Genomic DNA, 7024 nt, shown 5'->3' with positions numbered 1-7024 from the left:
GGTGCCGGTCCGACGCCGACCCCCACCCCGACGCCCACCGGCCCGTACGTGGCGCTGGGCGACTCGTACACCGCCGGGCTCAAGATCGCCCCGCAGGTCGGCGAGCCGCGCGGCTGCTCCCGCTCCGGCGTCAACTACCCGGCGCTGGTGGCCAAGGGGCTCGACCTGGCGCCCGGGCAGTTCCGGGACGTGAGTTGCAGCGGCGCCCGCACCGGGGACCTGACGGGCCCGCAGCAGACCGACGGCGGTGCCAACCCGGCCCAGCTGGACGCGCTGACCCAGGCCACCCGGCTGGTCACCCTCGGGATCGGCGGCAACGACGCGGGCTTCATGCAGGTCATCACCGAGTGCGCCAAGGACACCCTGGTGGGCGCGGTCAAGGGGCTGGTCGGCGACGGCCAGGCGGACGCGCCCTGCCGGACGCACTACTCCTCCGGCGGCACCGACCAGCTCCAGGCCCGGGTGGACGCGGCCGGGCGGCAGGTCGGCACGGTGCTCCAGGAGATCCGGCGGCGCTCCCCGCAGGCCCGGGTCTACGTGGTCGGCTACCCCGAGCTGCTCCCGGGCGACCCGGAGAGCTGCCGGCCGACGCTCGGGGCGACCATCGCGCCGGCGGACCTCGGCTTCCTCGTCGAGAAGGAGCGCCAGCTCAACGGGATGCTCAAGCAGCGCGCGGAGGCCGCCGGGGCGGTGTTCGTGGACATCGCCGGCCCCTCGGCCGGGCACGACATGTGCGCGGGCGAGGACGCCCGCTGGGTCGAGCCGCCCTTCCCGGCCCGGGGGCTGGCGCCGGTCCACCCCAACGCCAAGGGGCAGGAGGCGGTGGCCGCCGCCGTGCTGAAGGCCGTCCGGGGCTGAGCCCGTACCGACCGGAGCCGAGCCGGGACGAGCCGGGACGGGCCCGGGAGGGTGCCGAAAGGACTGGGCCGTCCGGGTAAGAACGATTCGCGCGGGCCGACACCGGCGCGCCTCCCACGGTTCACGCCCCGGTCCGCACCCCTTCGCGCGCGGCACACCCCGCGTGTCGGGGGCGCGGCGTACCGTGAAGTCCATATGGATGACACCACGCACCGCCTCGCCGCCCCGATCCCGTACGACCACGCCGCCGAGGCCCGCTGGGTCCCCGAACCGGACAAGCGCCCCGGCCGCACGGCGTTCCAGCGCGACCGCGCCCGGGTGCTGCACTCGGCGGCGCTGCGCAGGCTGGCCGGCACCACCCAGGTGGTCGCCCCGATGCGCAGTGACTTCCCGCGCACCCGGCTCACCCACTCGCTCGAATGCGCCCAGGTCGGGCGCGAGTTGGGCGCCGCCCTGGGCTGCGACCCGGACCTCGTGGAGACCGGCTGCCTGGCCCACGACATCGGCCACCCGCCCTTCGGCCACACCGGCGAGGAGGCCCTCGACCAGGCCGCCGAGGCCTGCGGCGGCTTCGAGGGCAACGCCCAGTCGCTGCGCATCCTCACCCGGCTCGAACCCAAGCGCTTCGTGCCGGTGGAGGACCGGCCCGCCGCCCGGCTCGCCCCCTGGCCCGGCCGCAGCGTCGGTCTCAACCTGACCCGCGCCGCCCTGGACGCCGCCACCAAGTACCCGTGGACCAAGGGCACCCACCCCACCGACCCGGCCTCGCCCAAGTACGGCGTCTACGCCGACGACCTGCCGGTCTTCCGCTGGCTGCGGGCCGGTTCCCCGCCCAGGCGCAAGTGCTTCGAGGCCACCGTGATGGACTGGTCCGACGACGTGGCCTACTCCACCCACGACGTCGAGGACGGCCTCCAGGCCGGCCACATCGACCCGGCCGCGCTGCGCGCCCCGAGCGAGCGCGCCGAGCTGTTCAAGGTCGCCGAGCGCTACGCCCGGGACGCCGAGCCGGAGGAGCTGGCCGCCGCCCTGGACCGGCTGCTCGCCCAGGACTGGTGGCCGCGCGGCTACGACGGCACGGCGCGCGCCCGTGCCGGGCTCAAGGACCTCACCAGCCAGCTGATCGGCCGCTTCTGCCTGGCAGCCGAGCAGGCCACCCGCGCCCGCTACGGCCCGGGCCGGCTCACCCGCTACGCCGCCGAGCTGGTGGTGCCGAGGGGCGTCCGGCTGGAGTGCGCGGTGCTCAAGGCGGTCGCCGTCCGCTACGTCATGCAGCGCGACGAGCAGGCCCAGCTGCGGGCCCGCCAGCGGGTCGTGATCGCCGAGCTGGCGTACGTCCTCACCCAGCGCGCCCCCGAGGGCCTGGACCCGGTCTTCGCCGCGATGTACCGGGAGGCCGAGGACGACCGCGCCGCCCTGCGCACGGTCATCGACCAGATCGCCACCCTCACCGACGCCTCGGCCCTCGCCCTGCACGCCAAACTCGTCGGCGCCGCCTGGGCCTGAGGCCCGGGCGTAGGGGAGCCACGGCTCGAAACCCCGGCCACCCCAGTAGACTTCCGGGGTGGCCGGGCGGATCAGGGACGAAGACGTACAGGCGGTGCGCAGCGCACTGCCGATCGACGCGGTGGTCGGCGACTACGTACAGCTGACCAACGGTGGCGGCGGCGAGTACAAGGGCGTCTGTCCCTTCCACGACGAGAAGTCCGCCTCCTTCTACGTCAACCCCGCCAAGGGCGTCTTCCACTGCTTCGGCTGCCAGGAGAACGGCGACACCATCGCCTTCCTGATGAAGATCGAGCACTTCACCTTCGCCGAGGCCGTCGAGCGGATGGCCGCCCAGGCCGGCATCACCCTGCGCTACGAGGAGGGCGGCTACAGCCCCCGCCACCAGCAGGGCGAGCGGACCCGCCTGGTCGAGGCGCACAAGGTGGCCGCCGCCTACTACCAGGAGCAGCTGGCCTCGCCGGAGGCGGAGATCGGCCGCCGATTCCTGGCCGAGCGCGGCTTCGACGAGGAGGCGGCCAGGACCTTCGGCGTCGGCTACGCCCCCGCGGGCTGGGAGCACCTGGTGCGCTTCCTGCGCGGCAAGGGCTTCACCGACAAGGAGATCCTGCTCGGCGGCCTGGCCTCGCAGGGTCAGCGCGGCGGCCTGATCGACCGCTTCCGGGGCCGGCTGGTCTGGCCGATCCGGGACATCGCGGGCGAGGTGGTCGGCTTCGGTGCCCGCCGCCTGCGCGAGGACGACAACGGTCCGAAGTACCTCAACACACCCGAGACGCCGATCTACAAGAAGTCCCACGTGCTGTACGGCATCGACCTGGCGAAGAAGGAGATCGCCAAGTCGGGCCGCGCGGTGGTGGTCGAGGGCTACACCGACGTGATGGCCTGCCACCTGGCCGGGGTCACCTCGGCGGTCGCCACCTGCGGTACCGCCTTCGCCGAGGACCACATCAAGATCATCCGCCGGTTGCTGATGGACACCTCGCAGTACCGGGGCGAGACCGTCTTCACCTTCGACGGCGACGCGGCCGGCCAGAAGGCCGCCCTGCGCGCCTTCGAGGACGACCAGAAGTTCGCCGCCAAGACCTCCATCGCGGTCAGCCCGGGCGGCATGGACCCCTGCGAGCTGCGCCTGGCCCAGGGCGACGAGGCGGTCAAGCAGCTGATCGACAACCCGGTCCCGCTGTTCGAGTTCGCGCTGAACTCGGTGGTGGCCCGGCACCGGGTGGACACCCCGGAGGGGCGTTCGGCGGCGCTGGAGGAGGCGGCCCCGATCGTCGCCAAGATCAAGGACCGCTCGATCCAGCACGAGTACGCCGTCCGCCTGGCCGGCATGCTCGGCATCCTGGACGAACCCTTCGTGGTCCGCCGGGTCTCCCAGCTGGCCCGCTGGGACCGCGAGCGCCAGCAGAACCCGCGCGGCGCCCAGCAGCGCCGCCCCGAGCCGGCCCAGCCGCAGCGCCCCGCCCAGCCCTCCTTCCGGCTCAACCCGCGCGACCCGGCGCAGTTCGTCGAGCGCGAGCTGCTCAAGCTGGCGCTCCAGCACCCGGACCTGGTCAGTCCGGCCTTCGACCACTACGGCGAGGACGAGTTCCCGACCCCGCCGTACACCGCCGTCCGGCAGGCCATCGCCAAGGCCGGCGGCGCCGCGTACGGGGCGATGCTGCCCGACTTCACCAGCGCGGTGCGCGAGGCGGCCCCGGACGACCGGGTGCGCTCGCTGGTGACCGAGCTGACCGTCGAACCGGTGCGCTCGCGCCGCAAGGCGGACGCGGTCTACGCGGGGGAGTTCCTGGTCAAGCTGCGCCTGCTGGCCGTGGACCGGCGGATCGACGAGGTCCGCGGCTACCTCCAGCGGCTGGGCCACCGGGCCGACGCCGAGCAGCAGCACGCGGTGCAGACCGAGCTGTGGCAGCTCCAGCAGTACGGGCAGCAGCTCCGCAGCCGGGGCGCGGCCGCACTCTAGACGCCGCCGGTCGCTCCAGACGCAGCCGGTCGCGCAGAAAGTCCGCGCACGAGTATCGGCCACGGAGCGTGGCGTAGCGCACACTGGAGGGCGTCCCACCTCCGTACAGCGCGGGTCCGCCAGAGTCGCGCCCGCCCCGAGGGGATGCCCGTGGACCGAGGCCCCGCCGCAGCGACCGCCGCCACCGGACGAGTACGAGTACGCCCCGCCGGACAGCCGGCCGGGGAGCAGGAAACGGACCACGGCCGGGCCGTGGCCGCACCACCGGACGGCGCGCGGGTGCCAGCCCAGGGCCTGCCGCAGGGGCACCCCGACAGCCCCGACCCGGAAACCGGGCCCGAGCCCGGGGCCGACACCCGGGACGGGCCCGCCGAGGCGGGCGGCCCGGCCGCCGACCTGCTGCGCCAGTACCTGCGCGAAATCGGCCGGATCCGACTGCTCACCGCCGCCGAGGAGGTCGAGCTGGCCCGCCGGATCGAGGCCGGCCTGTTCGCCGACGAGCGGCTGCACGGCGATCCGCCCCCGCCCGACCGGCTGGCCCGCGAGCTGGACACCCTGGTCGTCCGGGGCCGGATCGCCAAGCGCCGCCTGATCGAGGCCAACCTGCGCCTGGTGGTGTCCATCGCCAAGCGCTACGTGGGCCGCGGGCTGACCCTGCTGGACCTGGTCCAGGAGGGCAACCTGGGCCTGATCCGGGCGGTGGAGAAGTTCGACTACGCCCGCGGCTACAAGTTCTCCACCTACGCGACCTGGTGGATCCGGCAGGGGATGAGCCGGGCGCTGGCCGACCAGGCCCGGACGATCCGGGTGCCGGTGCACGTGGTCGAGCTGATCAACCGGGTCATACGGGCCCAGCGCGCGCTGCTCCAGGAGCGCGGCCTGGAGCCGACCGCCGCCGACCTCGCCGCCGCGCTGGAGCTGACCGAGGAGCGGGTGCGCGAGCTGCTCCGGCTGGCCCAGGAGCCGATCTCGCTGCACACCCCGGTCGGCGAGGAGGACGACGTCGCGCTCGGCGACCTGATCGAGGACGCCGACGCCACCTCGCCCGCCGAGTCCGCGACCTTCCTGCTGCTGCGCCAGCACCTGGACGCGGTGCTGGCCACCCTGGGCGAACGGGAGCGCCAGGTGGTCCAGCTCCGCTACGGGCTGGACGACGGGCGCCCGCGCACGCTGGAGGAGATCGGCGCGGTGTTCGGTGTGACGAGGGAGCGGATCCGGCAGATCGAGTCCAAGACGCTGGTCAAGCTGCGCGAGCACGCCCACGCCGCCCAGCTGCGCGGCTACCTCGACTGAGGCACGTCCGACGACGACGGGCTCGGAGCCGACGGATCGCCGGCCGTCGTGCCGGCTGTCGTTGTACCGGTTGCCGTCGTGCCGGTTGCCGTCGTACCGGGCGTCGGCGCTCCGGCCCCGGCGCCCGGGGGCGGCGAGGCGGGCCCGATCGGGATCGGCGTGGAGGCCACCACCGTGGCCAGGTCCTCGACGGTCGAGGTGCAGTCGTGCCCGGCCGGCTGGTAGCCGCACACCTGGAAGCCGACCGCCGGGTCCGCCGCGCTCAGCATCGGCGAGTAGTTGTCGTAGCCCCAGTGGATCAGCGCCGTCTCGCTGTCCCCGGTGCTGTCGGTGATCACCGCGTAGTCCTTGGGCTCGCCCTCGGTGATCGCCGCCCAGGCGGCCTGGCAGGTCCCGCTGTACCGGAGGTAGACGACCACCTTGCCGATGACCTGGGTCTGGAGCGTGCGGGCGTCCTTGCCGCAGCCGGTGGTCTTGGGGTCCTTGTGCGCGCAGCCCACCGCCTGGCAGGTGGGCTCGGACGGAACGGGCTTCGCGACCGCGGTGGCGACCGGCGCCGGGACGGGCCCGTCGGCGGCCGGGGTCCGTCCGTCGTCGTGCCGGGCGACCCGCAGGCCGGCCAGGAGCAGCAGCGCCAGCACCGCCGCGGCCCCGCCGGCCAGTGCGGCCGGGCGCCGCCACCAGGCAGTGGGCCCGGCGGCTTCCCCGGTGGCCTCCTCGGCCGGCGGCACGATCGACCCGGTGTCCTCGGCCGGCGCGGGCCAGGAGGGTTCCCGGTCCGGTTCCCCGGCCACCGCCGGTGCCCGGCCCGGCAGCTCGGCGGGCAGCTCTGCCGGCTCCTCGGCCGGCGCCACCGTCCCGAGCCACAGCCGCCTCAGCTCCGCCGCGTCGCAGTCCACCGCGCCGACCAGCGCCTCCAGCGCCTGCTCGGTGACCACCCGCTTGCCGTTCAGCCAGCGCTCCCAGGAGGCCCGGCTGTAGTGCGTCCGCGCGGCCAGCTCGGACAGCGAGAGCCCGGCGGCGTCCTTGATGGCCCGGAGCTCCTCCGCCAGGAGCCGGGCGGGTTCGGACAGCTCCGCGGGCAGTTCCTTCCAGGCGGATGCCAAGGCGGCCCTCCAAGGTCGCGAGACGGGACACGGGGGACGGGGCGGAGGTGCGTGCCCGGCCCTGGCCGTTCGGTGTCTCGCCGTCTCCAACCTGATCGGCCCGGCGTCTCAAACCCCAGGTCAGGGCGTTGAGACGGACGGAAGTGTCTCACAACCCCCGGGGACGCTCGAACAGTCGTGTGTCCGTCGTGCAGAGTTCTCTGGCCGGTGCGGTTCACCGCCCGGCAGCTGCGTTCGGGCCCGGCCGATCGGCCGTCCTCGGCCCGATGCCGCGTCCCGGACCCCCACCGGTCGGGGC

General features: G+C 74.5%; 5 protein-coding genes. 4 read left to right on the top strand and 1 reads right to left on the bottom strand.

Translation table 11 applies throughout. The annotated features are described in order from the left end of the window. From J0670_RS25440 to J0670_RS25425, 4 genes are all read left to right on the top strand, one after another. Window positions 1-858 (top strand): SGNH/GDSL hydrolase family protein (locus tag J0670_RS25440; protein WP_207813992.1); only part of this gene is annotated, 858 nt, incomplete at its 5' end. A gap of 195 nt (window positions 859-1053) precedes the next feature. Further along, complete coding sequence (locus tag J0670_RS25435; protein WP_207813991.1) at window positions 1054-2364, top strand: deoxyguanosinetriphosphate triphosphohydrolase; 1311 nt, start codon at window positions 1054-1056, stop codon at window positions 2362-2364. A gap of 58 nt (window positions 2365-2422) precedes the next feature. Beyond that, complete coding sequence (dnaG, locus tag J0670_RS25430) at window positions 2423-4327, top strand: DNA primase (RefSeq protein ID WP_207813990.1); 1905 nt, start codon at window positions 2423-2425, stop codon at window positions 4325-4327. 144 nt (window positions 4328-4471) lie between these two features. Further along, window positions 4472-5620 (top strand): RNA polymerase sigma factor, encoded by a 1149-nt coding sequence (locus J0670_RS25425; protein ID WP_374223162.1) that lies wholly within the window; start codon window positions 4472-4474, stop codon window positions 5618-5620. On the opposite strand, the gene J0670_RS25420 is transcribed toward J0670_RS25425, so the two are convergent. Continuing rightward, the gene (locus J0670_RS25420) at window positions 5608-6726 is read right to left on the bottom strand and encodes an XRE family transcriptional regulator (protein ID WP_207813989.1); all 1119 of its coding nucleotides are present in this window, start codon (window positions 6724-6726) and stop codon (window positions 5608-5610) included. The two genes, J0670_RS25425 and J0670_RS25420, sit on opposite strands and share 13 nt — an antisense overlap. Window positions 6727-7024: the final 298 nt, after the last annotated feature.

The sequence above is a fragment of the Streptomyces sp. FH025 genome (assembly GCF_017427025.1).
GTDB lineage: Bacteria > Actinomycetota > Actinomycetes > Streptomycetales > Streptomycetaceae > Kitasatospora.
Note: the sequence above shows the minus strand (reverse complement) of the source record. Positions and strands in the feature narration are given on the sequence as shown.

Bases quoted from the DNA above. Each gene is read 5' to 3' on its own strand.
- J0670_RS25435 (WP_207813991.1), top strand. From the start codon at position 1,054: ATGGATGACACCACGCACCGCCTCGCCGCCCCGATCCCGTACGACCAC.
- J0670_RS25425 (WP_374223162.1), top strand. From the start codon at position 4,472: ATGCCCGTGGACCGAGGCCCCGCCGCAGCGACCGCCGCCACCGGACGA.